Genomic DNA, 25911 nt, shown 5'->3' on the forward strand with positions numbered 1-25911 from the left:
CGGATTGAAAATCTATCGAAAAACGTTACCGGTTCTGCTGTCGATGCTCGCGATCTTGCTCGTGCTCTCCGCCTGTTCGAGCGGTGGCGATTCATCAGGAAACGCATCGAACGGAAACGGAAATACCGGGGCGGACCCGGGCAAGAAGCAGACCATCACCGTCTGGCACGGCGCCGGCGGCGAGGGCGGCAAGTTCCTGGACGGCCTCGTCAAGGAGTACAACGACAGCCAATCGGAGGTTCAGGTGAAGATGGTGTTCGTCGACCCGAACACGATGGTGCAGAAGCTGACCGCCGCCGCCGCGGGCAAGGCGCTCCCGGATGCGGGAATGCTCATGTGGCCGCAGTGGGCGGGACCGCTCAAGGACGTCATCCTGCCGCTCGACGACATGATCGCGGCCGAGCCGGACAAATGGCTCGAATCGGACTACCTGGATAACCTGCTCGACGGCAACGTCCGCTTCGGCGGCGTCACGTACGGCTTCCCGATGGAAACGAACAATCTCGCGCTGTACTACAACAAGAAGCTGTTCGCCGATGCGAACGTCCAGCCTCCGGCCACTTGGGACGAATTGATCGCCGCTGCTCAGAAACTGACCAATCCGTCCAAGAAGCAATGGGGCATCGAACTGCCGACGACCAAAGGCGGCACGCTCGACTTCCTGTGGGATACGTTCCTCTGGCAAGCCGGCGGCGAGTACGCCAACCCGGAAGGCACGGACATCCTGTTCAACAGCGAGGCCGGCAAGCAAGCGACCCAGCTGTGGGTGGATCTCGTGAACAAATACAAGGCCGCCAGCATCGCGCCGCCGCAAAACGGCTTCCAAACCGGACTCATCGCCATGACGCTCACCGGCCCTTGGTCGATTCCGGGCTACAAGGCGGCCAAGCTCGACTTCGGCGTCGTTCCGCTGCCCGCGGGACCTGCCGGCAAAGCGACGAGCCTCGGCGGCACGAACAATTTCATTTTCAAATCGACGCCGGAGAAGCAGCAAGCGGCTTGGAAGTTCCTCACCTGGCTCGCGTCGCCCGAGATTTCCGCGAAGTTCGCGGCGGGCTACGGCTCCATCCCGGTTCGCAAATCGGCCTCGGAGCAGAAGGTCTGGACCGATTTCGCCGCCGCGACGCCGGAAATCAAGGTCCACCAGGACTCGTACGCCTTCGGCAAAATCCGGCCGTACAACCTGACGACCTACGCCGAGATCTCGGACATCGTGTCCGCGCATGTCGAAGCCGCGCTGCAGAACAAAGAAACGCCGGAAACGGCCATGAAGAAAGCCTATGACGAGAGCAAGCCGCTCGTCAAAACATGGGTGACGCCTTAGGCGCGGAACGTAGGGGGGGGAGCCGCTCCTCCCTTTTCTGTATTCGCCCGCGCCAGCAGGCAGGACCCCGGAAAGAGGTGAAGCGTCCGGATGAAATCATTTCGCAGGCTGTTCGGCAAGGATGCGCCCGTCGCTTGGGTGCTGCTGGCCCCGAACATGCTTTGGACTTTGGTATTTACGCTGTTTGCGCTCTATTACTCCATCTATCTGAGCTTCCAAGAGGTCGACGTATTCACGGGCAACAACCGGTTCGTCGGGCTGGACAATTACAAGCAATCGTTCGCGGATCCGATATTCGGCTCCTCGCTGTGGCATACGACGCTGTTCACGCTCGTGACCGTGCCGCTCTCCATGGCGATCGCGGTCGTCGTCGCGGTGCTGCTCAACAGCCGCATCAAGGGGCGCACGATCATGCGCGGCGCCTTCTTCCTGCCCTCGATCCTGCCGATCATCGCGATCGCGCAGGTGTGGATCTGGATCTACGAGCCGAGCTACGGCCTGCTGAACTTCGCCCTGGAGCATCTCGGCATCACGCATCCCGACAATCCGGTCAAATGGCTCGTGTCGCCGGATACCGCCATGCTCGCCGTCATCGTCTTCGCGATCTGGAAGGGCTTCGGGTACAACATGGTCATCTACCTCGCCGCCCTGCAGGGCATTTCCCGTTCCCTCTACGAGGCCGCGGAGATCGACGGCGCCAGCCCGGTGCAGAAATTCCTGAGCATCACGGTGCCCGGGCTCCGGCCGGCGACGTTCTTCATCCTGATCACGTCCGTCAGCGGCGCCTTCCAGACGTTCGGCGAAGTGTACGCGCTCACGAACGGCGGGCCGATGAACGCGACCAACATGATCGCGTTCTATATCTACCAGTACGCCTTCCAGTTCTTCAAGATCGGCCGCGGCGCGGCGGTCAGCGTCGTGCTGTTCGTCCTGTTGTTCGCCCTGACGATCTGGCAATGGCGATCCTATCAGAGAAAAGAAGTTTGATCCACGGAGGGAGGAATCGGCTGTGAGCTTGACCGCCAAACGGGTCGGTATGTCCGTCGTCTATCTGGTGCTCTTCTGCACGGTGCTGATTACCGTGCTGCCCTTGTTCTGGATGATCTCGACGTCGCTCAAATCCGCCTCGGAAGTGTTCGCTTATCCCCCGAAGCTGCTGCCGTCCGCGCTGCAGTGGGATAATTATTCGAAAGCGTGGGAAATGGCGCCCTGGGGCCGTTATTTCCTGAATACGGCGCTTTATACCGTCTGCACGGTGCTCGGCGTGCTCGCGACGTCCGTCATGAGCGGCTACGCGTTCGCCAAGCTGAATTTCAAAGGGCGCGATTCGCTCTTCATGGCTTACGTCGGCACGATGATGATCCCCGCGCAGGTGACGATCATACCGGTATTCGTCATTTTGTCGAAGCTCCACTGGGTCGATACGTACGCCGGACTGATCGTGCCTGGCCTTACGGGCGCGTTCGGCTGCTTTCTCTTGCGGCAGTTCATCGCCACGATCCCGAGCGAAATCATCGAGTCCGGCTTGATCGACGGGGCCGGGCATCTGAAAATACTGAAATCCATCGTGTCGCCCTTGCTCTACCCGGCGCTCGCGACGCTTGGCATCTTCACGTTCATGGGCACGTGGAACAACTTCTTCTGGCCGCTCGTCGTGACGAACAGCGAGGAGCTGCGCACCGTCCAGATCGGCCTGAGCTCCTTCCAGACCCAGTACGGCACCGCCGACTGGGGGGCCATGATGGCCGCCGCGACGCTCGTCAGCGCGCCGGTGCTGATCGTGTTCTTCTTCGCGCAGAAGTATTTCATCGAGGGGATCACGATGACGGGAATCAAAGGGTAACGACGTGCGTGAACGCGAAAGGGGCGTTTCCGGCCACTCGGTTTGGGTGGTGGCGGAAACGCCCTTTTTTGTATGCTTTGGCGTGCGGTCATTCCGGCGGCAGTTCGGGAACTTCGGGGCGTCCTGTCGGCGTTATTGGCCAGCGGCTGTCGGTTGGCGGGCGGCTAGCGACCCGCGACCGTCCCGAGCCGCGCGAACCGGTCCGGCGCGAAGCTCGCCGCCGCTTCCGGCTGCAGGGGCTCGCAGCGCAGCAGGCCGCCGACCATCGCCGCCGTCGCCGGGCTGAGCAGGATGCCGTTGCGGTAGTGGCCGGCCGCAAGCAGCACCTCCGGCCGGCCGGGAACGGCGCCGATGAGCGGCCGGCCGTCGATCGTCGCCGGACGCAGCCCCGCCCACGTCATCGCGGGCGCGCGCCCGTCCAGAAACGGGAATACCCGCGGCGTCCAGCGGGTCAGCCGGCCGATCCCTCGCTCCGTGACGGAGGCGTCGAAGCCGGCCGCGTCCTCGGAGGCGCCGCAGACGAGGCGGCCGTCCCGCTTCTGCACCCAATAGGCCTGGCTGGAAAACACCATATGCCGCACGGATTCCCCGTCCGCCCGACTGACGATGGCGCCGGTCTCCGAAACGCCCGTCAGGTCGAACGCGCAAATCTGCCCCCGTATCGGATGCACCGGGATCGGAAAACCGCACAGCTCCGCGTATGCGCCCGCCCAGGCGCCGGCGCAAACGATCAGCGCGTCTCCGCCGACCCGTCCGTATGCTACCGTCTCGACGGCAGGAGTCGCGCAGCCGCCCGAGGCGCGAGGCGGCGCAATGCCGCCCGCGTGCTCGAGCATGCGCACGCCGAGCCTGCGGCAGGCCGCTTCCAGCGCGGCCACCAGCTTCGGCGCATGCACATGCGACTCGCCGGGACAATAGAGCGCGGCCACCGCATCCGGATGCAGCATCGGCTCCATCTCGCGCAGCCGTTCCGGGCCGACCAGCTCCGCGTTCGCTCCGAATCGCCGCTGCCAGGCCAATCGGGCTTGCAGCGGCTGCAGATCCGCTTCGTGCAGCGCGACCGTCAAACTGCCGGCGGCGGTCAGCTCCGCGCATAAGCCGGAGACTTCTTCGATCCGGCCCACCCACTCGGCGTAGCGGTGCAAGCTCTCCAGGCACAGCCGGAAGAACGCATCCGGCTGCTCGCCGTTCTCCGTGAACGGCGCGAGCATGCCGGCCGCCGCGCCCGAAGCCTGGCCGCCGACGCGGCCCGGCTCCACGACGGTGACGGCATCGCCGGCGAGCGCGGCCTCGAACGCGCAGGACAAGCCGATGATGCCGCCGCCAAGCACGATGATCGACCGGCTCACCGCGTACCGCTCTCCGGACCGGCCAAACCGCTGCCCGCTTCCGCCGGCGAACCGGTCGGACCTGCCGCTAGCCGGCCGGAAGCCGTTGCGGCCGATGCGCCGCCACCGCCGCCGGCCGCCGCGTAGAACCCGGCCTCCGGCCCGTCCGGCAGCACCGATATGCCCTCCGTCTCGCTGCTGGCCGACGCGTAGCGACGCTTGGGAATGCGGCCGGATAAGTACGACAGCCGGCCCGCTTCCACGGCGAGCCGCATCGCCCGCGCCATGCCGACCGGATCCAGCGCCTTGGCCACGGGCGTATTGACCAGAATGCCCGAGGCGCCGAGCTCCATCGCCTGCACGATATCGGCCGCGGAGCCGATGCCCGCGTCCACGATGACCGGCACCCCGGCCGCCTCGGCGATGAGGCCGAGATTGTACGGATTCAGCAGGCCGAGCCCCGTGCCGATCGGCGCGCCGCCGGGCATGACGGCCGCCGCGCCGGCTTCCTCGAGCCTCCGGCAGAGGATCGGATCGTCCGACGTATACGGCAGCACGACGAAGCCTTCCCGCACCAGCCGTTCCGTCGCCCGCAGCGTCTCGATCGGATCCGGCAGCAGCGTGCGCGGATGGGCGCTGATCTCGACTTTGATCCAATCGCTCAAGCCCGCCGCCCGCGCCAGCTTGGCGATCCGCACGGCTTCGTCGGCATTGCCCGCGCCCGACGTGTTCGGCAGATACGTATAGCCGATGCCGTCCATATGCTGCAGGATGGCGTCATCCTCGGCATAATTCAGATTGACGCGGCGCACCGCGAACGTCACGACCTCCGCCGCCGACGCTTCAAGCGCCAGCTTGAACACCGCAGGGCTCGGAAACCGCCCCGTGCCGAGGAAGAACCGGGATCGCAAGCTCTTCCCGCCGATGATCAGTTCGTCCCCGATACCGCCGTACGCCAGGCCTTCCATAATCGCCATCTTGTCAGCCTCCCCCCACAAAATGAACCAGCTCCAGCGACGCGCCGTCCGCAATCGCGACGGTTGCCCATGCTTCGCGGGCGACGATCTCGCCGTTCAGCTCGACGACCAGGCTTTTGCCGGCCAGGCCAAGCGACTCCACGAGCTCTCCGACCGTTCGCGCATCAGTTTGTTCGCTGCGGCCGTTGACGGTGACGGTAAAAGCCCTCGGCTGACCGACGGCTCGGGCGCCCTCAAGCTTTGCCCGAAATGCCCGGCAAACTTCCGCGGGACGTTCGCTGCCCACGATCGCGGACACCGCGCAGATCCGCGTCGCGCCGGCCGCCAGCACCTCGCCGACATTGGCGAGCGTGATGCCGCCGATGGCGACCCACGGCATCGATACGTTCGCGGCCGCCTCCCGTACGTACGCCGTCGTGACCGCTGCCCTGCCCGGCTTCGTGCCCGTCGGATACACCGGGCCGACCCCGATATAGTCGGCGCCTCCCCGCTCGGCCGCCAGCGCCTGCTCCAGGTTATGCGTCGAGATGCCGATGATGGCGTCCGGACCGAGAATCCGCCGCGCTTCCGCAAGCGGCAGGTCGTCCTGGCCGAAATGCGCCCCGTCCGCGCCTACCGCGAGCGCAACGCCGATATGATCATTGACGATAAGCGGCACGCCGTACTTCGCCGTCAGCTCGCGAAGCGCCTTGGCATCGGCGAGAACGTCCTCCATCGGCGCAGCCTTCGCCCGCAGCTGCACGATATCCGCGCCGCCGATGATCGCCTGCTCCATGACCTCCAACATGCCGCGCCCGGGATGATAATTCGCCGCCGTGATGGCGTAAAGCTTGAAATCCCGCCAGTTCCTCTTCCCCATGCTCGCTCTCCCTTCCCAATGCGATGCGATGCGCTCCCCTACGTCTCCGCTCTCCCCCGCGCAAGGAGCACGGTTTACGAGTAGATCGAGCTCCCGCCCGAGCGAAACGCGCTCGCCTGCTCTTTCATACCGGCTTCGACCGCTTCCTGCGTCTGAAGCCCGTTTGCCTCCGCGTAGTCGCGGATGTCCTGCGTGATGCGCATGCTGCAGAATTTCGGCCCGCACATGGAGCAGAAATGCGCCGATTTGGCCGCCTCCGCCGGCAGCGTCTCGTCGTGGTACGCCATCGCACGCTCGGGATCGAGCGACAGGTGAAACTGGTCCTGCCAACGGAACTCGAACCGCGCCTTCGACAGCGCGTCGTCGCGCAGCCTCGCGCGCGGATGCCCCTTGGCCAGGTCGGCGGCGTGGGCGGCGATTTTGTACGCGATCACGCCTTCCTTCACGTCCTCCTTGTTCGGCAGGCCAAGATGCTCCTTCGGCGTCACGTAGCAGAGCATCGCCGTCCCGAACCAGCCGATCATCGCGGCTCCGATCGCCGACGTGATATGGTCGTAGCCCGGGGCGATATCCGTCGTCAGCGGACCCAGCGTATAGAACGGCGCCTCCTTGCAGACCTCCAGCTGACGGTCCATGTTCTCCTTGATCAGATGCATCGGCACGTGGCCCGGCCCCTCGATCATGACCTGCACGTCATGCTTCCACGCGATATGAGTCAGCTCGCCGAGCGTGTCCAGCTCCCCGAACTGCGCCTCGTCGTTGGCATCGGCGATCGAACCCGGACGCAGGCCGTCGCCCAAGGAGAAGGCTACGTCATACCGCTTCATGATCTCGCAGATGTCCTCGAAATGCGTATACAGGAAGTTCTCCTTGTGATGCGCCAGGCACCATGCCGCCATGATCGAGCCGCCGCGGGACACGATGCCCGTGACGCGCTTCGCCGTGAGCGGGATATAGCGGAGCAGCACGCCCGCATGGATCGTGAAATAATCCACCCCCTGCTCCGCCTGCTCGATCAGCGTATCGCGGTACACTTCCCACGTCAGGTCCTCCGCCTTGCCGTCGACCTTCTCGAGCGCCTGGTAAATCGGCACCGTCCCGACGGGGACGGGCGAATTGCGGACGATCCATTCGCGCGTCGTATGAATGTTTTTGCCGGTGGACAGGTCCATGATCGTGTCCGCGCCCCAGCGCGTCGCCCACGTCATCTTCTCGACCTCCTCCTCGATCGAGGAAGCGACGGCGGAATTGCCGATGTTCGCGTTGATCTTCACGTGAAAATGCCTGCCGATGATCATCGGCTCGCTCTCGGGATGGTTGATATTCGCGGGAATGATCGCCCGTCCGGCGGCCACCTCCGCGCGCACGAACTCCGGCGCCATGCCCTCGCGGATCGCGATGAATTCCATCTCCGGCGTGACGATGCCCTGCCTCGCGTAGTGCAGCTGCGTCACGTTGCGGCCGTTTCGCGCCCGCAGCGGTCTCCGCGCAAGTCCCGGAAACACGTCAGCGCCCCGTTGCGACACTGCTGCCTCGCTGCGATATCCGTTATCCAGCGGCACGATCGTCCGTCCCTCGTACGCTTCCGTATCGCCGCGTTCCGCAATCCATGGCCCGCGCAGCGCGGGCAGTCCTTTCGTGACGTCGGTCGCATGGCCGGCATCCGTATACGGTCCGCTGGCATCGTACACCGCCAGCGGCGCATTCTCCGTCTCGCCGTTCCTTCCCGTCGTGGGCGTCAGCCCGATCTCCCTCATCGGCACCCGAATATCCGGGCGGCTTCCTTCCGCGTACACTTTGCGGCTCCCCGGCAGCGGGGTCGTCATAATCGCCATCTCGCAAAACCTCCTCGTCTGGTTGGCGCCTTCGCCGCTTCCTCCCGCTGTCAGGCAGACGAACGGAAACGAAGTCGGAGCCGGAAAAACACTAGGAGGCCTGCAAAGTGCGGGGAGCCGAACGGACCCGTCATCGCCGACGAGGCCGCTTATGCCCTTCCCATCCGCTGCTTGCCGGAGCGCCAAGCTGTCGACGGCTGCCGCCCGAGTAACGGCGGCGCACGTGCCCTGCTTGGAATTCGCGGAGATACGGCAGCCGACCGACGGCTCCGTCCTCTTCCGCAAAACAAAAAAACCGCTCCGGCGAAGGAGCGGCAAAATGTCGCGGTCGGCTGCCCGCGGCCTCCGGAACGCTTGAGGTTCCTGGCGGCGGGCGGAGTCCGCGGCAGTCGGAGCGCGGCGTTTGCGCCGACGGCTCTGACGCGCGATACTCGAGGTCGCACGTACATTCCCACTTTCCTACGCTGGCATAACCCAGATCAGGTTCAAAGGGACCAAGGCATTCGCCTTATCTCAGCCCGTGCGGGCGCCCCTAGTGGATTTCCTGACAAGACTATACCCCCGCAGGGAAAAGTTGTCAACCAAGCAGGACAAGCAGGAAGAAAAAGGATTGACAGCAGGCACTTTTTGCCTCTATACTTACTTTAAATAGTAAAGTACATTACTTTATGTAATTAATTATCGGAGGTTTTGTCCATGTCCACGTCCAAATGGCAAGTCGATGTCGCGCACAGCAGCGTAGATTTTACGATCAAACACATGATGATTGCGAAAGTCAAAGGCGCGTTCCATGAATTCAGCGCGGATATCGAAGCGGATCCAAACGACCTGACGACGGCAAACATCCAGTTCAACGTGGTGCTGAACAGCATCGACACGCGCAACGCGGACCGGGACAATCACCTTCGCACCGGCGATTTCTTCGATATCGCGCACTATCCGACGCTTTCGTTCCAATCGACCTCGATCCGCCGGACGGGCGACGGCGAATACGACGTGAACGGCGATCTGCATCTACACGGCCTGACGCGTCCGGAAACGTTCCATGTCGCGTACGAGGGCAGCGGCAAGGACCCTTGGGGTAACGAGAAGGTCGGCTTCAGCGCCAAAGGCGCCATCAGCCGCAGCAGCTACGGCCTGACGTACAATGCCGTCCTCGAGACGGGCGGCGTACTTATCGGCGACGACGTGAAGTTCACGATCGAGCTTGAAGCCGTGAAAGCGAACTGATTCCGCTGAAGCGCGAATAGCAGCATCGCATTAAAAAACCAGTACCGGCGGGTACTGGTTTTTTGCATTATTGCAACCTATTGTTCGTCGCGTTATCGCTGGCTTTGAGCGCGAGTTTCGCTTTGGTCAGCGTGTTGTTCTCCACGGTATACGCCGGCGCCCCCGTGCCTGCATACTGCGTGGAAATTCCGATCGCGGCCACGTTGGCGACGATGGCATTCCCCCGGATCTGGGCGCTTCCGATATCGAACCGATCATTCCGCGTCCAGTAATCGCCGAGCCGAATCAGCTCCGTCGAGACGGACGTGAGATTGTTCGCCGTTATGTTGTTGTTCTCGACGCGCACGTTAGCGGCGGATTGCACGCTGATCGCCGGCGAGTTTCCTTTCAGCTCGAACGCCGAATTCACGATCGTCAGGTCCAGCTTGGAATTATCTCCGTACAACGTATTCGTCATCGTCGCATTCGATTTGAACGCACACCCGTCAAAGCTGTATTTGCCCGGCAGCGTCGCATTGATCGCTCCGAAACGTCCGCCGTCCGCGGCTTCGAACCGGCATCCCGTATACGTTCCCGGCGGAAGGCTAAGTCCGCTTTCGCTATTGAAGCCCAAGATCTGCACGTTGTTGAATATGCCGCCTTCCGCCGCGCCGCTCGATATGGCGCCGAGCCTCGTTTTCCCCGTGATCGTCATATTCGTGATCCGAATCGGCTTGCCCCAGAGCGAGAGCGCGTTGTCCATCTTCCCCGTCGACGTGATCGTGATATTCGACAGCTCCACCCCGAACGCCACCGTGGCGCTGACGGACAGCATCGCGTCCGTGAACGTCATGCCGTCCACCGCAATATTCGGTCCCGCGAAATACGCGTACGAGTCGTTCATCGCGTTGCCCTTGAATGTCGCATCGTTCTCCGCGACGATCCGGCTCCCGTCGAAATGATTGCCGGTTACGAGCGCATCCGAAAACGGATCCGATACGGCCAAGCCGATTAACCCCTTCGACCCGAAGCGATTGTTCTCTACCACTGCCTTGCGGCCGTCGAACAGCACGAGATCATATGCCGCGTTATTGTAGAACTCATTATTCCGTATGGTAACGTTTGAATTCAGAAACCCGTTGTAATCGTAGCCGCCTTCGACATCGATGCCCGACTGCGGCGCGATCCCTTTCATGTCATGGAACTTGCTGTCCGCAATCAACACTTGATTGGCTCCGCCCACGGTAATGCCCTGACGCCGGTTAAAATCGAATTCCGAATTCCGGACGACGGCGTTCTTCGTGACGACCCGATTCCAGATCTCCGTGTAAACGCCGGCCGCGGCCGATTTGGCGACGCTGAACACGATGTAGTAATGATCGGCGCCGGCGGGAATTTCGATGCGATCCCGTTTATTGGCCCACACCTTTTTCAGAAAACCGCCATTGGCCGAATAGAAATACAACGCCGAGCCGACCGGCAAGTTTTTGGAGTTGGAGATTTCGATCGCGTTCTCCGTCTTGAATATCGGATTGCTGAAATTCAGCGCCGTTTTCGTGCGGATCTTCGACGCGTCGGCGATCAGCTTGCCCTGGTCGTCGATCGAACCGGTGACGAAATCGTTTTCGTACAAATCCTTGATCATTTGACCGATGCCTCCGATTACGAGGCCGTCGCCCGTGAACATCTCCGACTTTACGCCGTCCACCGTGACCGACGAGGCGCCTTCGATCAGGATTCCGTGTCCGCTTTCATGCGTGCCCGCGCTGTAGGCATTGGCCTTTTTCGAATAATCGTGCTTGTCCTTGTCCCCGCGGTAAACGCCCCCCACGAGTTGCACGTCATGAACCCCGTAACCGATGTACATGACCTGGTAGCTCTCGCTGCCGTTTGCCTCCTTCTGCAATACCGCATCCGGGGGCAGTTCGAACCTCATGTTGGACACCATGTTGATCCTGCTGTTTTTATCGATCAGGTACGTGCCCGATGGCAGCGACACGGCGGTAACGTCGTTTTCCGAGGCCCACTTCAACGCATTGTTTATGCCTTTTGTCGTTTCCACGGGATGCGTCCCGTCCTTATATATGTTCCATTTGGCCAAATTGATGTCGAAGCGAATGCTTTGCTGCGCCTGATCGTCCGCCGCCGCGCTTGCGGGAGCCGCCGAAGCCGTCGATTGCAAAAGCAATAGCAAAGCCAGTCCTGCCGCGAATAAAGATAATTTTTTAAGCAATGGTTTCCCTCCTCCTCTTGTCATTTCTCTAGCATCATATTAATGCTCGTTCTATAAGGTTCACGGAAAGATAGGAAAGACCGTCCCTATCCTACGTTTCCGTAATAGCCGCTCTTCGAGCACCGCGAACGAATGCTAAAAAGCCGTCAGCAATCGCCGGCGGCTTCCAAGCATCGATTAATTAATAGCAGAATAATCTTCTCCATAAATCGATGGAATCACAGTCCTCGTCCCATGGTTTACCGTCGCCGGAACAATCCTTATGGCCTCCGAGCCAGCTCAGCCAACCATTGCTGGAACAACCGTGGTAGTCCTTGTCGTCATCTTTGCTGCCATGTTTCCCGTCATTGTTCTTGTCGTCGTTCTTGCCGTTATTCTTGTCGTCATTCTTGCCCGTGTTCTTGCCATCGTTCTTGTCGTCGTTCTTGCCATTGTTCTTGTCGTCATTCTTGCCATTGTTCTTGTCGTCGTTCTTGCCGTTGTTCTTATCGTCGTTCTTGTCGTTGTTCTTGCTGTTATCTTTGTCGTTGCCCTTATCCGAGCCGAACAGCGAACCGACAAAGTTCGTTAATGACGAAAATAAAGACGTGGATGACGAAGACTTGGCTGTCTCTTTTCCAGTCGAAGCATACGCTGAGGCAGGTGCTAGTATGGCGGTCAAAAGCATGGCCAGGGTAATGACTTTGAGGTACTTAGGCATATGAAACCCCTCCTTTCTTTAGGATAAAAGAACTACCAGCATGAGCTATCGTATCTCAGAATCTCAAAATTGTAAATATTATCATATTTTTGCTGAATAGGTTAATTCATAAACCCTACCGCGTAGAGCATTCGAACGATAGACGCTGCGGCTTGGGCCCGCGTAGCTAAGCCATTCGGATCAAATTCCCCGGCCCGAACGCCCGTCATGATCTTCGCTCCCGCCACTTGCGAGACAGCTTTTCCTACCTCGCTCCCCGCCAAGCCGACATCCTTGAACGTGATCGACCGACTCACGGAAGCCGCATTATCCCGGTCGACGTAACCGAGCGCATGCGCGATCATGACGGCCATTTGCCCCCTGGTGATTCGCCGTTCCGGCTTGAAGGTACCGTCCTCGAATCCGGCAATGAGTCCCGCTTGACGAACGGCGCCGACATCGGCCGCATACCATTCGCTTGCCGCAACATCCGTAAACGACGCGCCGTCGGCGTTGTCCGAACCGCCCAGTCCGAGCGCCTGCGCCAGAAGCGAGGCAAATTCGGCTCTTGTAATCTCGCTGTCGGGCGCGAAGCTGCGGTCGTTCATGCCTCGGATCAAATGCTTCGATGCCAGCAGCTCGATATCGCGTTGCGCCCAATGCCATTGAATGTCGGCGAATGTCCGCGAGTCCTCGATGACCGCGTACATGCCGTTGCCGTTGTTATAAACGGTCGCGATCGTTTTGTCGCCTTCGGCCGCGAATGTCGCCGGAACAAAGGTCTGTTGGCCGGTTATCGGATTTATTTTCACGACGGACGCGATGCCGTCGTCGATCCGGCGATCGATGACGATCGTATGCATGAGGTAATAGCGTCCGAAATCGGTCAGTTCCATCGCGTTGCCGTCCCCCATCGCGACAATCCGGAACGCGACGGGCTCTCCGATCTGCTGCATGCCCGAAGCTTCGGCTGCCCGAGCCGCCCTGCTTGCATTTTGGCTGCTTGCCGCCGAGAGGATAAGCTCGATCCGGAGGTCGGCAATCCCGGTTTCCATTTGGCTGACAAGCGCGTTGAAATTCAAAGCTTTTACCGGCATCTCGAACGCAAGGTCGTCCGAGGCGACGGCAATGACCGCATCCGGGTCGGCCTTCAATAGCTGCGCAAGCGAGCTCGCCGGGAAATCGACGGTTACGGTGCCGTTCGCGGCGATCCTTACCGGAAGCTCGATTTTCAGTTTGCTGCCTTTGCTATCCAACGCCTTCGCTGCCTCGTCCAGCAGCTTCTCGCTTACGATCCACTTGCCGCCGGCGTCGTCCGTCGGCTGAAGTCCGACGATCCTGATGCCCGTTTCACCGTCGTCCTCCACAGCGGCCGTATCCGGCGCTGGCACGTCTTGAGGCGGAGCTTGCGGTTCCGATGGCGGGGATACCGGAAGTGTCGGTAAGCCCGGATCCGTGTCAGGCGCTTCCGCGGCAGGATCGAGAAAATCGATCGCAAATTCATCCGTCGTCAATGCCCCCGCCGCTCCGTCGATCCCGACTGCCGCGACCGTTACCTTCAAGCCGCTTATGTCATCGGCATTCGCATGGCTGGTCGCCTTGCCCGAGAACGCGAGGGTCAATCGCGTCGCGCTTGTCCGCGTTACCGTGTAATCCAAGCCCTTGGGGAGGTTTGCTATTGCTACATCTGCCTTTGCGATGGTGGTGCTGAATCCGCCGTCCGTCACGTTGACCGCTAATATTTCGGAGATGCTGCCGTCATTGGCCGCAGCTTCGTGAATGATTTCGCTGACCAGCGTCAGGACGGGGGTTGGCGTTGGATCCGGAGGATCCGTTACGACTACCGGGTCGGCAAAATCGATGGCAAAGCCGCTTGCAGCCACTACTTGGGTCGCTTCGTCCATGCCGGCAGCCGCTACCGTCACCTTCATGCCGCTTACGTCATCGGCATTTGTATGGCTAGTCGCCTTGCCCGTGAACGTGATGGTCAATCGCGTCGCGCTTGTCCGCGTTATAGTGTAATCCAGCCCTGCAGGCAGACCTGTGATCGATACGTGGGCCTTCGTGATCAATGCGCTGAACGTTCCATCCCTCACATCCACCTCCAACCTCTCTGCGATGCTACCGTCATTGGCCGCCGCTTCATGTACAACTTCGCTATTCAGCGTGAGCACCGGCACGGCCGGTCGCGGATCCTGAAAATCAATCGCAAATCCGTCCGAGGTCAACGCCTCCGTCGCACCATTGATGCCCGCAGCCGCTACCGTCACCTTCAAGCCGCTTACGTCATCGGCATTCGCATGGCTGGTCGCCTTGCCCGTGAATGTGAGCATCAATTGTGTCGCGCTTGTCCGCGTTATACTGTAATCCAGCCCCGCAGGCAGGCCTGCGATCGACACGTCGGCCTTCGTGATCGATGCGCTGAATGTTCCATCCGTCACATCCACCGCCAACGTCTCTGCAATGCTACCGTCATTTGCCGTAGCTTCATGAACAACTCCGTTATCCAGCGTCAGCACGGGCACGGCCGGCGGCGGATCCTGAAAATCAATCGCGAATCCGTCCGAGGTCAACGCCGCCTTCGCACCATTGATGCCGGCAGCCGCGACTGTCACCTTCATGCCGCCTACATCATCGGCATTCGCATGATTGTTCGCCTTGCCCGTGAACGCGAGGGTCAATCGCGTCGCGCTTGTCCGCGTCAGGGTATAGTCCAGTCCCACAGGCAAGTTTGCTATTGTCACGTCGGCCTTCGTGATCGATGCGCTAAACGTTCCATCCGTCACATCCACCGCCAACGTCTCTGCGACGCTGCCATCATTGGCCGCGGCTTCATGAACAACTCCGCTGTCCAGCGTCAACACTGGCACGGCCGTTGGCGGATCCTGAAAATCGATCGCAAATCCGTCCGAGGTCAACGCCGCCGTCGCACCATTGATGCCGGCAGCCGCGACAGTTACCTTCAAGCCGCTTACGTCATCGGCATTCGCATGGCTGGTCGCCTTGCCCGTGAATGTGAGCATCAATTGTGTCGCGCTTGTCCGCGTTATACTGTAATCCAGCCCCGCAGGCAGGCCTGCGATCGACACGTCGGCCTTCGTGATCGATGCGCTGAATGTTCCATCCGTCACATCCACCGCCAACGTCTCTGCAATGCTACCGTCATTTGCCGTAGCTTCATGAACAACTCCGTTATCCAGCGTCAGCACGGGCACGGCCGGCGGCGGATCCTGAAAATCAATCGCGAATCCGTCCGAGGTCAACGCCGCCTTCGCACCATTGATGCCGGCAGCCGCGACTGTCACCTTCATGCCGCCTACATCATCGGCATTCGCATGATTGTTCGCCTTGCCCGTGAACGCGAGGGTCAATCGCGTCGCGCTTGTCCGCGTCAGGGTATAGTCCAGTCCCACAGGCAAGTTTGCTATTGTCACGTCGGTCTTCGTGATCGATGCGCTGAACGTTCCATCCGTCACATCCACCGCCAACGTCTCTGCGACGCTGCCATCATTGGCCGCCGCTTCATGAACAACTCCGCTGTCCAGCGTCAACACTGGCACCGCCGGCGGCGGATCTTGAAAATCGATCGCGAAGCCGCTCGAGACCGCGTCCTCGGAGGCTCCGTCAATCTTTGCCGCCGCGATGGTCACGGATAACCCGCGTACGTCGTCGACCACGCTGTTAGCCACGGCTTTTCCGCTAAAAGCCAACGTCAATTGCGTCGCGCTCGTCCGCGTTACGGTATAGTCCAGTCCCGCGGGCAGTCCCGCAATCGCCACGTCCGCTTTGCCGATGCCGGCATTGAAAGCGCCGTTCGTCACATTGACCGCCAACGTATCCGCGATGCTGCCGTCATTGGCCGAGGCTTCGTGCAACGATGCGCTGCCGAGCGCGATCGCCGGCGGCGAGCCGATTCTTACTTTCATGCTGTACGCCGAGGCCGAGAGCACGGATATCGACACTCCCGATGCGGAGCCATCGTTGTATGCGCTGCTGGGGCTCGAGGACTTATCGAATCTCATGCCGTTCGTGTAGAAAGGCGCCGTTTCGGAAAGGTTGACGCGCTCGAGGTCGAGCCCTTTCGGAAACGCGTCGTTCAAATTCGCATACTTGCTGTTCATGATCGCCGTATCCACATGCCAGATCGCGATGCCTCCGCTTCCGGCCGTTTCGTATCGGCTTAGCCCCTTGTCGGAACCGCTGTTTGCGCCCTTTTGCCGATTCTCGATAAGAAAATATTCATTGGGCTTGCCCGTCTCGACCTTGTAGAGCGTATAACTGCCCGGCACCGCGCTGTCATACGCATTGACGGTGATCAAGGCATTCGATCCGTAGGGGATGACCGTCGGCGTGGCAAATCCGAGAAAGTACTTGGACCATGCGTCCAAATCCACCGGGGACGCGCCCGCTTGCTCGTTCGACGCCTTCCCCCATGAGCCGAGGCCCATCAAGCTGTAGCCGCCGACGCCCTTCGTATCGGTCGTAAACGTATTCGTATCGTATAGATCGGGCAGATCGAAATCATGCCCCAACTCATGAGCCATGATGCCGATCGAGGCCTGGCTGGCATTCTGGATTTCCCCGAATTGCGTGTAGCTCCCGCCGACCGAGGTGTCGATGAGGCGTACCCCGTCGGCCACCGGCGCGTGCGCTTTGTCCGTACCGCCTCTATGCCCCCAGACGGACGGCGCGACCGAGCCCGTAAACGAAGCTTCGTGACCGGCAACGATGGTCATGATATGCAGTTCTTCCGCCTGAATGATCCCGTCGTTGTTCGTATCGTAAGATTTGAAGTCCACGTTGGCATCCGCGGCCTTAAGCGCGTCGGCTACCAGATCGGCATTGGCCTGCGTGATGATTTGGCCCGTATTGGGGTGGTTTTTGTCCAAGGTGACCGTGATTACCCCGTCGTTGGCCGTACTGGCCGATTCGCGGGCAGGCACAAAATAGAAGCGGTTATTTGAATTCTCTTTATAAAAATCGTTCAAGGATTTGCCCGCGGAACCGAAGATGCGGGATTGCCAGGAGGTTTCGCCGTAGGCGAGCGTTTTGTCTTTGAATTGCACGAGGAGAACGAGCAGGGGGTCCGGCGTCGACATGTCCAGGCTGGTCCGCAAATCCCCGCCGTCATATAGAGGAGATCGCTGGAACAGCGGCTGCTCTTGCCCCGCCGCGTCGATCGGCGACCGCTGCGCGCCGGCGGCAGTCGGGTCGCCGGCATTGCCGCCGGCAACGCGCTGCACAGGCATTTTCAAGTCCGCGCCCGCAGCCCAGGCAGCTGGAATCGCATCGCGATTCGAGCCGAGATACACGACAGAGGCAAGACAAGCAAATAAAGCCGCATGCTTTAAAAAACCTTTCCTGGCCACACCCGATAGTACGGATCTACGATTCATGCTTGACTCCCCCTAATACGACGATAGTAGAACCTCTATTAATTGCTAAACTTCGTTTTCGTTCAAATGGGAGAAATCGATTTAATCTCTTATCCTTATTTCATATATAACTTCCGTTTATAGGTAAATATCGGCTGAACCTTTCGAAAAAATTAGTCCTTTGCGACTAGTAAGAGGCAAGAAATCCGTTCGTTCGCGGCATAGCGGTGCCAGGAACCGGAAACTCAACATTGACAATGGTTTACAGGGATGTTAACCTAGGCTTAAGTTCTTTATAAAGAACAAAAAAAGAGGAGTTTCTTCCTAGAATTCCGCCACTTCGTTCTTTAAGAAGAACGGCATTACGAATCTTTTACAAAGGACCTTTTCGCTATCGAGAGGCTCGACAGGAGGACAAGATGAGTGCCATCGCCGGAATCTATCAGCTGAAGCACGGGATTCTTGATCCCGCGAACGGACCCTCGATCATGGACGAACTCCGGAGATTTCCCGCGGATCGCATACATACCTGGTCCGAGCGCGGCGTGTTTCTCGGCTGCCATGCCCAATGGATCACGCCGCAATCGGTCAACGAACGGCTGCCCTACTACGATCCGGAGCGTCGACTGGCCATCACGGCTGACGCGATTATCGATAACCGGGAGGAGCTGTGCGACCGTCTCCAAGTCGATCGCGCCGATCGCTCCCATATACCGGACAGCTTGCTTATCCTGCTCGCCTATGAAAAATGGGGACGGGCCTCCCCCGCGCACCTTGTCGGCGATTTCGCCTTCATCCTATGGGATGGCAATAAGCGGGCGCTCTTCGGAGCCAGAGATTTCTCCGGCAGCCGCACGCTTTATTTCCACCGCTCGAACGAGCGGATCGCGTTCTGCACGACAATCCGGCCGCTCTTGTCCTTGACCGGAGCAGCGAACGAACCGAACGAACAATGGATCAGCGAGTATCTCGCGCTTCCGATCATGGCCGACGCCGTCGATTCTTTCGCAACGCCTTACGCGTCGGTGGAGCAGCTCGCTCCCGCCCATTCCTTCTGGGCCGCGGACGGACAGGTCGCATTCGCCCGCTACTTAACCCTCGAACCGGGCGAGAAGCTTCGCCTGCGCGCCGACGGGGACTACGAAGAAGCCTTCCGGCACGTTTTCCAAGCGTCCGTGTCCTCCCGTTTGCGCACGCACCGGCAAGTCGGCGCCCATCTCAGCGGCGGTTTGGATTCGGGCACGGTCGTCGGTTTCGCCGCACGGTCGCTTCGCCTGCAGGATAAACGGCTGCATACGTTCAGCTCTTATCCGCTGGACGACTTCACGGATTTCACGGGGAACAGCCGTTTCGCCGATGAACGGCCCTACATTCGGACGACCGTCGACCACGTCGGCAATATCAAGGACCACTATCATAACTTCCCGGATTCCAATCCATTGAGCGTAATGGACGACATGCTCCGCTCGCTCGAAGTGCCTTACAAATATTACGAGAATTCCTACTGGCTTCGCGGCATTTTCGAACAGGCGCGCGATCTCGGCGTCGGCGTGCTGCTGACCGGGCAGCGGGGCAACTGGTCCGTCTCGTTCGGACCGGCAGTGGATTTCCAAGCGCGCATGATCCGTCAATTGCGCTTGATCCGGTTTGCGCGCGAGTTTTGGCATTACTCGAAGGGGACCTTTCGGGGCAAGGTGCTCCGGACCGTCGGCAAAAAAGCATTCCCGTCCATCGCCAAGCTGATGATGCCGCGCGCCGCCAACGCGGCCATGCTTATCCATCCGGAATTCGCGGCCCGCACCAAGGTGCTGGACATGCTCGAGGAAAAGGGACTGCTGTCCTGGGGGTCGGTCCTGAACAATACCTTCGACGTGCGCGACGATTTCTTCCGGCAGCTGTTCTTCTGGAACAACAACGGTACGATCGGCACGAAATTTTCCCTGGAATACGGCATTTGGGACCGCGACCCGACGAACGACCTGCGCGTCATCCGGTTCTGCCTGTCCGTACCGGACGACCAATACGTGCAATACGGCATGGACCGCTCCTTGATCCGCCGGGCGACGGATGGGTACCTGCCATTCAAGATCCGCATGAACCGCAGATCGCGCGGCGTCCAAGGCGCCGACAACGTGCATCGGCTTCTGCCGCACTGGGAGCGCTTTACGGACGAATTGCGAACGATGCTCGAGGATCCCCAAGCCGCCCGGTACTTGAATACGGCCCAGCTATGCGCATCGCTCTCCGCCATCCGGCGAGACCCGAAGCCGCAGATCGTCTTCGATCACGACTTCCGTTTGCTGATGCGCGGATTGATCTTCTACCGGTTCATGAAAACCGCTTATTGAAGGGAGGTGAAAATAAATGTCTAACAAAACATGGAAGCAACCGGTTTTGGAAGTATTGGACGTCAACATGACAATGGCTGGCCCTGGTATCGCCGTCCCGGACTCCGTTCAAAATGATCCGGACGAGATCGATCACTACACGCCTACTACTCCTCCCGGCCACAGCTAAAGCACAACTCCCTTATACATCCGTGTATAAGGGACCCTTTTTATTTTGCCTTGCGATTTGGAGTGAAGCCCGTTGACTAACGAACCCTATACTTATTACGCCTTTGGATTCGCCATTGAAAGCGCCATTGCGCTTCCTGAATTGTCCGCCGCGGACGGTCAACCGGCGCTGGGCATCATTCGCGTCGCGCTCGGCGACTTGTCGGCCGATTGGGCGGCCCTTGCCAAGCCGGACGAGTACTGGGTGCTCGGCCGGCAGCGGCTCATGTTCAAAGCCGACGATGTCGGGCTCTTTCGGATTTCCAACGGCGATACCATAGAACTCATGCCTTTCCCCGGCGCGGAGGACAGCAGGCTGCGCTTGTATCTGCTCGGAACCGCCATCGGCATCCTGCTCCTTCAGCGCGGCATCCTGCCGCTCCATGGCAGCGCTGTCGCCATCGACGGAAAAGCCTACGCCGTCGTCGGCCACTCCGGAGCAGGCAAGTCGACGTTGGCTTCCACGCTGGCGGGACTTAGCTGCAAGCTGCTCAGCGACGACGTCATTCCGGTCGTCACGGCCGGAACGGTGCCGCTTGCGTACCCCGCGTACCCGCAGCAGAAGCTCTGGCAGGAAAGCCTGAACGAGCTCGGGATGGCTTCCTCGGGCTATGCGCCCATCTTCAACCGGGAGACCAAATTCGTCATTCCCGTACGCGCTCATTTCCAGCCCGAACCGCTGCCGCTTGCCGGCGTGTTCGAGCTCGTGAAGTCGGATACCGACCCTGCCTTCCAGCCGATCCAAGGCATGGAACGGTTTCACATGCTTCTGAAGCACACGTACCGCCAATTCCTCGTCAAAGAGCTCGGCATGATGGAATGGCATTTCGGTACGCTCGCCAAGCTGCTAGGCGCCGTGGGTTGTTATCGGCTCAGCCGTCGATCCTCCGGCTTCAGCGCGCCCGATCTAGCTTCCGCAATCATCGATACCATTCACAAGGGGGATTCCATCCATGCCTACGGCTAACCGACTGACGCGACAAACGGTCGTATCCTTCCGCGAAGGCAATATCGTCAGCAATATGGGCGAAGAGAAAGTCATGCTCAGCGTGAATAACGGCAAGTACTACAATCTCGGCGAGATGGGCGGGCAGATCTGGGATATGCTGCAGCAGCCCGTAACCGTTGCCGAAATCATCGACGCGCTCCTCGCGGAATACGGCGTGGAGCCTTCGGTCTGCGAAGCGCAGGTCATGTCCTTCCTTGAACAATTGCATGGCGAGGCGCTCATCCAAATCCTGCCGTCACCATGAACGGATTGCGAAAAGTCCGCCTCCTCTTTACCTTCAACCGCACGACGCTGCTGTACTTCGCGGAAGCGCTGCTCTACCTTGGGTGGGCGAGGCTGCTGCTTTTCCGAAAATTTTCGACGGTCGCGCCTTCGCTGGGCTTGAGATCAACCGAGACGCTTCGCCCTCTCCGGGAAGGCGAAGCCCCGGTCATCAAGCAGGTGTCCAGCGCGATCAACATCGTGAGCCGCTATACGCTCTGGGACAGCCAATGCTTCGTACGGGCGATCGCCGGCATGAAAATGCTGCAAAAACGCGGCATCGCAAGCACGCTTTACCTCGGCACGGGCAAGGACAAGCACGGCAAAATGATTGCCCATGCCTGGTTGCGCAGCGGCCCGTTGTATATTACCGGCGCGGAAGAAATGAAGAAATTCGCCGTCGTGGACATGTTCGCCCAGACCGCCGAAGCCGATCAGAGGAGCAAGAAATGAAACCGATCTTTTATTATTTCAAACAACTGCATGTCTTCTCGGGCCCCAAGCTGTATATCAATATCGTCTGCATGGTGGTCAGCAGCTTGCTCGAGAGCGTCGGTCTCCTGCTGCTCGTCCCGATGCTGAGCCTGAGCGGCATCTTGGCCATCGGGCAAGGCCTGAATTTGAACAGCCACTGGTTCTCGTTCTTCGAGCGGATGAACCAAACGGCCGCCATCGGCTTGATTCTTGCCGGTTATGTCGTCATCGTTGTCGCGCAAAACCTGATTCAGCGCGTCATCACCATCCGCAACATCGAGATCCAACAGGAATACAGCCGCCGGCTGCGGCACGATCTTTACGAATCCCTGCTGAAAGCCAAATGGACGTTTTTCCTGAACCGCCGCTCGTCCGATCTCATGAATCTGCTCACGATCGAATTCGCCCGCGTGATCAACGGCATCAATCTCTTCTTGACGTTTATTACTTCGATCTTGTTTACGATCGTTCAAATCGTGCTGGCATTCTGGCTGTCTCCGCTCATGACCTTGTTCGTGCTCTTCGGCGGCGGCATCCTGGCGCTGTTCTCGCATCGGTTCATCCGCAAAGCCAAACGGCTGGGCGGACAAACCTCCCGCTATGCGCAGGATTATCTGGCCGGCATCAGCGACCAATTGAGCGGAATGAAGGATATCAAGAGCAATAACTTGGAACAATCCCGCATGGAGTGGCTGCATGCGCTTACCGCCGGCATGAAACGGGAGCAGCTGGACTATATCCGGCTCCGCATGAACTCCCAGCTTCTATATAAACTATCATCCGCCATGCTGGTCGCCGTGTTCGTCTTCGCTTCTTTCAAGTTCTTTCATTCCGAAGGACAAAGCCTGCTGCTGATTATCCTGATCTTCACGCGGCTCTGGCCTAGATTCACGAGCCTGCAATCCAATCTCGAAAATATCGCTTCCACCATTCCCGCCTTCCAATCGCTGCGCCAGCTCCACGAGGACAGCCGGGAAGCCGAAGAACGCAGTCTTGCCGGCATCCTTCAAGACGGCAGCTCCATCCGGCCATTGCCGATCCGCGAGGGATTGGAATGCCGCGACGTCTCGTTCAGATATGATTCGTCCGAACATGCTTACGCGCTGGACAAGATCAATTTCACCATTCCCGCAAACCGGATGACGGCCATCGCCGGCCTATCGGGCGCAGGCAAGAGCACGCTCATCGACCTGCTGATGGGTCTTATTCAACCCGAGTCCGGCCGACTGCTCGTAGACGGTCAAGCCGTGACGTCCGATAATCTGCTCGCGCTGCGAAGATCCATCGGGTATGTCGCGCAGGATCCATTCCTATACAACGCCAGCATCAGGGACAACTTGTGCATGGTCAAGCCCGACGCGACGGAAAGCGAGCTATGGGCAGCGCTGGAGTTCGCGTCGTCGGCCGAATTCGTGAGCAAGCTGCCTTTGGGCTTGGATACCGTGATCGGCGACCGCGGGGTGCGTTTGTCCGGGGGCGAGCGTCAGCGAATCGTACTGGCAAGAGCCGTTATCCGGAAGCCGTCCATATTGGTGCTGGACGAAGCCACCAGCTCGCTGGACACCGAGAACGAGCGCAAGATTCAAGAAGCGATCGAGCGATTGAAAGGAACCATGACGATCATCGTCGTCGCGCATCGCTTGTCTACGATTCGGCATGCCGACCAGATCATCGTGATCGATAACGGCAGGATGGTGGAACGGGGAACTTACAACGAACTGGCCGCCGCAAACGACGGAATGTTCAACCAACTGCTTCGCAACCAAGAAGTCATCGCTTCCTGATTATCGGGAAGCGCTGTTCGATCAATCGGTCCTGGATTGAAATAATTAGCGAAATCTCGAAGGATATTTCCCTGAAAACGTTTCAACTTCCTTGCAAGAGTTGCAATCCATTAATCAGAAGCCTTATTCTTTATAGAGAGAACGGTTAATGGATCATACACTGGAAAAGGAGGCATTCGTCAATGATTGGAGAACGAATTCAAATGTTGCGTAAAAAAAAGAATCTTTCCCTTACTGAGCTTTCGGAGAAAGCGGGCGTTGCCAAGTCCTATCTTAGCTCGATCGAGCGCGGCATTCAACAAAACCCGTCCATTCAATTTCTGGAGAAAATCGGAGTCGTTCTGGGGATTACCGTCGAGGAATTTCTTCAATCCGAGGCCAAAGAAGGCGCGAATGAGCAATTGGATACGGAATGGGCAGCGCTGGTCAAAGAGGCTATGCTGTCCGGCGTAAGCAAAGAACAATTTAAAGAGTTCCTGGAATTCAACAAATGGAAGATCAACCGCGACTAATCCGCGTAAGCAGAATCGCGGTTAGCCCGCTTCTGCTTTATTTTGCACGTCGGCATTCTGCAGCTTGTCCAACGTGCTGCGCACGTCTTCGATGCTAAGTCCCATCTCGCGCGCATACATAATCAAGGCCACCCATTCAACATCCAACAATTCTTTGTTTTCTACGATTGTCTTGTTCACGTTGTTTCCTCCGATTGTCATCGGCCGGTTGCACCACTGACTCCATGCGTTTAAGGTGCCCAGATAAAAACGCACTTCATTGTCTCCAATTGTAGATTATCGTTACCTTTATTACCCATTATACATAAGACTATGGTACCATTCCATCGAAAATTGTCGAAGCGAATTGACTTTTTTTGCATATATTTGTCGAATTCCGTTATTAATCCCTTTTTCGCCTTATTTCCCTCGATTCTCCCCTTCTTCCCCTTACAGGTATCCGCAAAATCCCCCGGTACTCGCCAATTTTTTCATTCGTCAAACGCCAAAATAGCCGCCTTTGATATTCTTCCTCTGCTTTCTTCTGCCTCTTCTCGATATTCATTCATCGTAACTAGGTAATTAGACCTAGAAAAACGGAAGCTTTCGCTCCCGTCTCAACCTGCGCTCGGTATATTCATTATCGGTTCGGCGCTTTCTTTCTTGTAGCCGTCCGGATTGCTCGACTGCCATCTCCAGGTGTCCTCGCACATTTCCTCCAGGCTTCTGATCGCTCTCCAATCGAGTTCCTCGCTCGCCTTGGTCGTATCCGCGTAACAGATGTCTATATCGCCAGGCCTTCGATCGGCGAATGCATAGGCGATCCGCCTGCCGGATATGCGCTCGAATGCCTGGATCATCTCCAGTACGCTGTAGCCCCGTCCGGTACCCAGATTGTAAATGCCGACGCCCTGCCGCGCCAACAGCTTGTCCAGCGCCTTCACATGCCCCAACGCCAAATCGACGACGTGAATGTAATCCCGCACGCCCGTCCCGTCCGCCGTCGGATAATCGCTGCCGTATACCTGCAGCTGCTTCAGCTTCCCGACCGCCACTTGCGAAATATACGGCATGAGATTGTTCGGCGTCCCCGTCGGGCTCTCTCCGATCATGCCGCTCTTATGCGCGCCGATGGGATTGAAGTAGCGCAATATCGTAATGCCCCAGGCTGCATCCGCTCCCGCCAAGTCCTGCAAGATTTGTTCGATCATCTGTTTCGTGCGACCGTATGGATTCGTCGCGCCGATGGCCGCGTCTTCGGCGATCGGCACTTCCTTCGGGGCGCCGTAGACCGTGGCCGAGGAACTGAATACCAGCTTGCGCACGCCGTGCTTTTGCATCGCCTCGCATAGCACCAGCGTGCTGGTCACATTGCTGTAGTAATACCACAGCGGCAGCTGCACCGACTCCCCGACTGCCTTCAGCCCGGCGAAATGGATGACCGCCTCGATGGCATGGTTGGCGAACACCTCGTCCAGACCCTTGCGGTTCAACAGGTCCAATTCATAGAACGGAAACGATTTTCCCGTAATCCGGGCGACGCGGTCCACCGCCTCCGGCTTGCTGTTCGAGAAATTATCGACGACGACGATCTCGTATCCCGCCTCGATCAGCTCGATGCACGTATGGCTGCCGATATACCCGGCTCCCCCGGTGACTAGAATGGCCATGTTTC

General features: G+C 59.0%; 19 protein-coding genes, 1 pseudogene and 2 riboswitches. Of the genes and pseudogenes, 11 read left to right on the top strand and 9 right to left on the bottom strand.

Annotation, left to right across the window (positions count from 1 at the left end; all coding sequences use genetic code 11):
- The first annotated feature begins 4 nt into the window (after positions 1-4).
- From AC50YL_RS32740 to AC50YL_RS32750, 3 genes are all read left to right on the top strand, one after another.
- Positions 5-1324: an ABC transporter substrate-binding protein gene (locus AC50YL_RS32740; protein WP_494837581.1), complete on the top strand. Its 1320-nt coding sequence runs from the start codon at positions 5-7 to the stop codon at positions 1322-1324.
- 90 nt (positions 1325-1414) lie between these two features.
- Complete coding sequence (locus tag AC50YL_RS32745; protein WP_494837582.1) at positions 1415-2311, top strand: carbohydrate ABC transporter permease; 897 nt, start codon at positions 1415-1417, stop codon at positions 2309-2311.
- A gap of 22 nt (positions 2312-2333) precedes the next feature.
- Complete coding sequence (locus tag AC50YL_RS32750) at positions 2334-3167, top strand: carbohydrate ABC transporter permease (RefSeq protein WP_494837583.1); 834 nt, start codon at positions 2334-2336, stop codon at positions 3165-3167.
- A 164-nt stretch (positions 3168-3331) separates the two neighbouring features.
- Here the strand turns inward: AC50YL_RS32750 and thiO are convergent, their stop codons facing one another.
- From thiO to thiC, 4 genes and pseudogenes are all read right to left on the bottom strand, one after another.
- Positions 3332-4516, bottom strand: coding sequence for a glycine oxidase ThiO (gene thiO / locus AC50YL_RS32755; protein ID WP_494837584.1), 1185 nt, complete (start codon positions 4514-4516; stop codon positions 3332-3334).
- 164 nt (positions 4517-4680) lie between these two features.
- Positions 4681-5463, bottom strand: a pseudogene (locus tag AC50YL_RS32760) (thiazole synthase); the annotation flags it as partial.
- Positions 5464-5476: 13 nt separating this feature from the next.
- Positions 5477-6331 carry a thiamine phosphate synthase gene (gene thiE / locus AC50YL_RS32765; protein ID WP_494837585.1) on the bottom strand — a complete coding sequence of 285 codons (855 nt, stop codon included), beginning with the start codon at positions 6329-6331 and terminating at the stop codon, positions 5477-5479.
- A 74-nt stretch (positions 6332-6405) separates the two neighbouring features.
- Positions 6406-8166: a phosphomethylpyrimidine synthase ThiC gene (gene thiC / locus AC50YL_RS32770; RefSeq protein ID WP_494837586.1), complete on the bottom strand. Its 1761-nt coding sequence runs from the start codon at positions 8164-8166 to the stop codon at positions 6406-6408.
- Between the two features lie 439 nt (positions 8167-8605).
- Positions 8606-8710: riboswitch (TPP riboswitch) on the bottom strand.
- Between the two features lie 152 nt (positions 8711-8862).
- On the opposite strand from thiC, the gene AC50YL_RS32775 reads away from it, so the two are divergent.
- Positions 8863-9396: a YceI family protein gene (locus AC50YL_RS32775; protein ID WP_494837587.1), complete on the top strand. Its 534-nt coding sequence runs from the start codon at positions 8863-8865 to the stop codon at positions 9394-9396.
- A 67-nt stretch (positions 9397-9463) separates the two neighbouring features.
- Here the strand turns inward: AC50YL_RS32775 and AC50YL_RS32780 are convergent, their stop codons facing one another.
- The 3 genes from AC50YL_RS32780 to AC50YL_RS32790 all read right to left on the bottom strand — a co-directional run bounded on the left by AC50YL_RS32780 (position 9464) and on the right by AC50YL_RS32790 (position 17536).
- Complete coding sequence (locus tag AC50YL_RS32780) at positions 9464-11608, bottom strand: right-handed parallel beta-helix repeat-containing protein (RefSeq protein ID WP_494837588.1); 2145 nt, start codon at positions 11606-11608, stop codon at positions 9464-9466.
- A gap of 181 nt (positions 11609-11789) precedes the next feature.
- Positions 11790-12308 (bottom strand): hypothetical protein, encoded by a 519-nt coding sequence (locus tag AC50YL_RS32785; protein WP_494837589.1) that lies wholly within the window; start codon positions 12306-12308, stop codon positions 11790-11792.
- 101 nt (positions 12309-12409) lie between these two features.
- Positions 12410-17536 carry a M6 family metalloprotease domain-containing protein gene (locus AC50YL_RS32790; protein ID WP_494837590.1) on the bottom strand — a complete coding sequence of 1709 codons (5127 nt, stop codon included), beginning with the start codon at positions 17534-17536 and terminating at the stop codon, positions 12410-12412.
- A 545-nt stretch (positions 17537-18081) separates the two neighbouring features.
- On the opposite strand from AC50YL_RS32790, the gene AC50YL_RS32795 reads away from it, so the two are divergent.
- The 7 genes from AC50YL_RS32795 (at position 18082) to AC50YL_RS32825 (ending at position 24257) form a co-directional block, all read left to right on the top strand.
- Positions 18082-20010: an asparagine synthase-related protein gene (locus tag AC50YL_RS32795; RefSeq protein WP_494837591.1), complete on the top strand. Its 1929-nt coding sequence runs from the start codon at positions 18082-18084 to the stop codon at positions 20008-20010.
- Positions 20011-20026: 16 nt separating this feature from the next.
- A complete protein-coding gene (locus tag AC50YL_RS32800; protein ID WP_494837592.1) occupies positions 20027-20179 on the top strand; it encodes a paeninodin family lasso peptide in 153 nt (50 codons plus the stop codon).
- A 72-nt stretch (positions 20180-20251) separates the two neighbouring features.
- A complete protein-coding gene (locus AC50YL_RS32805) occupies positions 20252-21184 on the top strand; it encodes an aldolase (protein ID WP_494837593.1) in 933 nt (310 codons plus the stop codon).
- Positions 21171-21470, top strand: coding sequence for a lasso peptide biosynthesis PqqD family chaperone (locus AC50YL_RS32810; protein WP_494837594.1), 300 nt, complete (start codon positions 21171-21173; stop codon positions 21468-21470). The genes AC50YL_RS32805 and AC50YL_RS32810 overlap by 14 nt, the downstream gene beginning before the upstream one ends.
- Positions 21467-21940 (top strand): lasso peptide biosynthesis B2 protein, encoded by a 474-nt coding sequence (locus AC50YL_RS32815; protein ID WP_494837595.1) that lies wholly within the window; start codon positions 21467-21469, stop codon positions 21938-21940. Before AC50YL_RS32810 ends, AC50YL_RS32815 begins: the two co-directional genes overlap by 4 nt.
- Entirely contained in the window at positions 21937-23745 is a 1809-nt protein-coding gene (locus AC50YL_RS32820; RefSeq protein WP_494837596.1) for an ABC transporter ATP-binding protein, read from the top strand. The genes AC50YL_RS32815 and AC50YL_RS32820 overlap by 4 nt, the downstream gene beginning before the upstream one ends.
- A 182-nt stretch (positions 23746-23927) precedes the next feature.
- The gene (locus AC50YL_RS32825; RefSeq protein ID WP_494837597.1) at positions 23928-24257 is read left to right on the top strand and encodes a helix-turn-helix domain-containing protein; all 330 of its coding nucleotides are present in this window, start codon (positions 23928-23930) and stop codon (positions 24255-24257) included.
- A gap of 21 nt (positions 24258-24278) precedes the next feature.
- On the opposite strand, the gene AC50YL_RS32830 is transcribed toward AC50YL_RS32825, so the two are convergent.
- Together AC50YL_RS32830 and galE are read right to left on the bottom strand one after the other, a co-directional pair.
- On the bottom strand, positions 24279-24437 hold the full coding sequence (locus AC50YL_RS32830; RefSeq protein WP_494837598.1) for an anti-repressor SinI family protein: 159 nt from the start codon (positions 24435-24437) through the stop codon (positions 24279-24281).
- A gap of 13 nt (positions 24438-24450) precedes the next feature.
- Positions 24451-24533, bottom strand: a riboswitch (cyclic di-GMP riboswitch).
- Between the two features lie 320 nt (positions 24534-24853).
- The gene (galE, locus tag AC50YL_RS32835; RefSeq protein WP_494837599.1) at positions 24854-25906 is read right to left on the bottom strand and encodes a UDP-glucose 4-epimerase GalE; all 1053 of its coding nucleotides are present in this window, start codon (positions 25904-25906) and stop codon (positions 24854-24856) included.
- Positions 25907-25911 lie beyond the last annotated feature (5 nt).

The organism is Paenibacillus sp. J22P277 (assembly GCF_059383675.1).

Excerpts from the sequence above, each read along its gene's own strand:
- AC50YL_RS32745 (WP_494837582.1), top strand. The coding sequence starts at position 1,415 with ATGAAATCATTTCGCAGGCTGTTCGGCAAGGATGCGCCCGTCGCTTGG.
- thiE (WP_494837585.1), bottom strand. The coding sequence starts at position 6,331 with ATGGGGAAGAGGAACTGGCGGGATTTCAAGCTTTACGCCATCACGGCG.
- thiC (WP_494837586.1), bottom strand. The coding sequence starts at position 8,166 with ATGGCGATTATGACGACCCCGCTGCCGGGGAGCCGCAAAGTGTACGCG.
- AC50YL_RS32775 (WP_494837587.1), top strand. The coding sequence starts at position 8,863 with ATGTCCACGTCCAAATGGCAAGTCGATGTCGCGCACAGCAGCGTAGAT.
- AC50YL_RS32785 (WP_494837589.1), bottom strand. The coding sequence starts at position 12,308 with ATGCCTAAGTACCTCAAAGTCATTACCCTGGCCATGCTTTTGACCGCC.
- AC50YL_RS32790 (WP_494837590.1), bottom strand. The coding sequence starts at position 17,536 with ATGCCTGTGCAGCGCGTTGCCGGCGGCAATGCCGGCGACCCGACTGCC.
- AC50YL_RS32795 (WP_494837591.1), top strand. The coding sequence starts at position 18,082 with ATGAGTGCCATCGCCGGAATCTATCAGCTGAAGCACGGGATTCTTGAT.
- AC50YL_RS32800 (WP_494837592.1), top strand. The coding sequence starts at position 20,027 with ATGTCTAACAAAACATGGAAGCAACCGGTTTTGGAAGTATTGGACGTC.
- AC50YL_RS32810 (WP_494837594.1), top strand. The coding sequence starts at position 21,171 with ATGCCTACGGCTAACCGACTGACGCGACAAACGGTCGTATCCTTCCGC.
- AC50YL_RS32815 (WP_494837595.1), top strand. The coding sequence starts at position 21,467 with ATGAACGGATTGCGAAAAGTCCGCCTCCTCTTTACCTTCAACCGCACG.
- AC50YL_RS32820 (WP_494837596.1), top strand. The coding sequence starts at position 21,937 with ATGAAACCGATCTTTTATTATTTCAAACAACTGCATGTCTTCTCGGGC.
- AC50YL_RS32825 (WP_494837597.1), top strand. The coding sequence starts at position 23,928 with ATGATTGGAGAACGAATTCAAATGTTGCGTAAAAAAAAGAATCTTTCC.
- galE (WP_494837599.1), bottom strand. The coding sequence starts at position 25,906 with ATGGCCATTCTAGTCACCGGGGGAGCCGGGTATATCGGCAGCCATACG.